Origin of the sequence: Desulfomicrobium norvegicum, from assembly GCF_900114595.1 — a bacterium.
In the GTDB taxonomy this organism is placed as follows: domain Bacteria; phylum Desulfobacterota; class Desulfovibrionia; order Desulfovibrionales; family Desulfomicrobiaceae; genus Desulfomicrobium; species Desulfomicrobium macestii.
Genome location: NZ_FOTO01000029.1, coordinates 2,077 through 5,225, shown reverse-complemented (window position 1 = coordinate 5,225; position 3,149 = coordinate 2,077). Strand labels below are relative to the sequence as shown.

Here is a 3,149-nt window from a genome sequence, read left to right as displayed (position 1 = left end):
GAGAAGAGAATAAAAAAGTCCTGGCGACGACCTACTTTCCCACAAGTGAACTTGCAGTATCATCGGCGCTGGAGGTCTTAACTTCCGAGTTCGGAATGGAATCGGGTGGTTCCCCTCCGCCGTGGTCACCAGGACGAAATATATAAGAGAAACAGGTGAAGAGAGAGAGTTAAGACTCACGATCTATTAGTACCGGTCAGCTGAACACATTACTGCGCTTACACTTCCGGCCTATCTACCAGGTGGTCTGCCTGGGATCTTCAGTGTCTTGCGACAAGGGAGAACTTATCTTGTGGCTGGTTTCCCGCTTAGATGCTTTCAGCGGTTATCCATTCCGATTATAGCTACCCTGCTATGCCACTGGCGTGACAACAGGTCCACTAGGGAATCGTCCATTCCGGTCCTCTCGTACTAGGAACAGACCCACTCAATTCTCCTACGCCCACAGAAGATAGGGACCAAACTGTCTCACGACGTTTTAAACCCAGCTCGCGTACCACTTTAAACGGCGAACAGCCGTACCCTTGGGACCTGCTCCAGCCCCAGGATGTGATGAGCCGACATCGAGGTGCCAAACCGCATCGTCGATGTGAACTCTTGGATGCGATCAGCCTGTTATCCCCGGCGTACCTTTTATCCGATGAGCGATGGCCCTTCCATGCGGGACCACCGGATCACTAACACCTACTTTCGTACCTGCTCGACATGTCTGTCTCGCAGTCAAGCTCCCTTATGCGTTTGCACTCAACGGCTGGTTTCCAATCAGCCTGAGGGAACCATTGCGCGCCTCCGTTACTCTTTGGGAGGCGACCGCCCCAGTCAAACTACCCACCAGACACTGTCTCCCTGCCGGATAACGGCGAGGGATTAGAATCCTAAACTAACAAGGGTGGTATTTCAAGGTTGACTCCACAGATACTAGCGTACCCGCTTCACAGTCTCCCACCTATCCTACACATGATAGTTCAAGATCCAATGTCAAGCTATAGTAAAGGTGCACAGGGTCTTTCCGTCTTTCTGCGGGGAGACGGCATCTTCACCGCCAATTCAATTTCACTGAGTCTCTGGTCGAGACAGTGCGGAGATCGTTACGCCATTCGTGCAGGTCGGAACTTACCCGACAAGGAATTTCGCTACCTTAGGACCGTTATAGTTACGGCCGCCGTTTACTGGGGCTTCAATTCAATGCTTCGCTTGCGCTGACATCTCCTCTTAACCTTCCAGCACCGGGCAGGCGTCAGACCCTATACGTCGTCTTACGACTTAGCAGAGTCCTATGTTTTTAGTAAACAGTCGCCACCGCCATTTCTCTGCGACCACTCGAAGCTTGCGAAGTAAATACGCTCACCCCAAATGGCACCCCTTCTCCCGAAGTTACGGGGTAATTTTGCCGAGTTCCTTAACCAGAGTTCTCTCAAACGCCTTGGGTTACTCACCCCACCCACCTGTGTCGGTTTACAGTACGGTCTGCATATCTTCTCACTTAGAGGCTTTTCTCGGCAGTAGAGGCTCAATCACTTCTGTCTTACGACACGGCATCACTTCTCGGGATAGAGAGACACGGATTTGCCTATGTCTCATCCCTACCAGCTTGCACCGGGATATCCAACACCCGGATGACCTACCTTCCTGCGTCCCCCCATCGTTCAAACGAACATATGCAGGTACGGGAATATTAACCCGTTTCCCATCAACTACGCTTTTCAGCCTCGCCTTAGGGGCCGACTAACCCTGGGAAGATTAACTTTACCCAGGAAACCTTGGGTTTACGGCGAACAGGTTTTTCACCTGTTTTATCGTTACTCATGCCAGCATATTCACTTCCCATCAGTCCAGCAGACTTTCCAATCTACCTTCATCCCAGATGGGAACGCTCTCCTACCAACCAGGTAAACCTGATTCCGAAGCTTCGGCACCATACTTAGCCCCGTTACATTTTCGGCGCAAAGTCGCTAGACCAGTGAGCTATTACGCTTTCTTTTAAGGGTGGCTGCTTCTAAGCCAACCTCCTGGCTGTCTAAGCGACTTCACCTCCTTTCCCACTTAGTATGGATTTGGGGGCCTTAGCTGTCGGTCTGGGCTCTTTCCCTCTCGACCACGAACCTTATCACCCGCGGTCTGACTCCCAGGATCTTAACTTACGGCATTCGGAGTTTGAAAGGGTTTGGTAAGCGGGTAAGCCCCCTAGCCCTGTCAGTGCTCTACCTCCGCAAGTAAACTCCTGAGGCTATACCTCAATATATTTCGGAGAGAACCAGCTATCACCGAGTTTGATTGGCCTTTCACCCCTATCCACAAGTCATCCGAGTAATTTTCAACTTACAACGGTTCGGTCCTCCACTTGGTTTTACCCAAGCTTCAACCTGCTCATGGATAGATCACCCGGCTTCGGGTCTAATCCGCAGTACTAATCGCCCATTTAAGACTCGCTTTCGCTACGGCTACACCTCATCGGCTTAACCTCGCACTACAGATTAACTCGCTGGCCCATTATGCAAAAGGCACGCGGTCACACCACGAAGGTGCTCCCACTGCTTGTAGGCATACGGTTTCAGGTTCTATTGCACTCCCCTAACAGGGGTTCTTTTCACCTTTCCCTCACGGTACTGGTACACTATCGGTCGTCAGGGAGTATTTAGCCTTGGAAGATGGTCCTCCCAGATTCAAACGGGATTTCTCGTGTCCCGCCCTACTCAGGTACCCTACTCGCCACTTTCGATTTCGCATACGAGGCTCTCACTCGCTATGGCCGCACTTTCCAGTACGTTCTGCTATCTAATAATGGATCGATTATTAGGGCCCTACAACCCCGCATGGCCGAAGCCACACGGTTTAGGCTTTTCCAAGTTCGCTCGCCGCTACTATCGGAATCTCTCTTGATTTCTCTTCCTTCGGGTACTGAGATGTTTCACTTCCCCGAGTTCGCTTCCAAAAGCCTATGTATTCAGCAATTGGATGACTAGACATTACTCTAGCCGGGTTGCCCCATTCGGAAATCCCCGGATCAAAGCCTGCTTGACGGCTCCCCGAGGCTTATCGCAGCCTTCCACGTCCTTCATCGCCTCCTGACGCCAAGGCATCCACCGTATGCCCTTAACATCTTAACTCTCTTCTCTTCACCTATTCGTCTGTCAATGATCACAAGCTGC

General features: G+C 51.3%; 2 rRNA genes. Both read right to left on the bottom strand.

Annotated elements, in window-relative coordinates:
* Window positions 1-18: 18 nt before the first annotated feature.
* Window positions 19-133, bottom strand: a 5S ribosomal RNA gene (gene rrf / locus BMZ24_RS19195).
* A gap of 32 nt (window positions 134-165) precedes the next feature.
* A 23S ribosomal RNA gene (locus BMZ24_RS19190) occupies window positions 166-3,107 on the bottom strand.
* Window positions 3,108-3,149 lie beyond the last annotated feature (42 nt).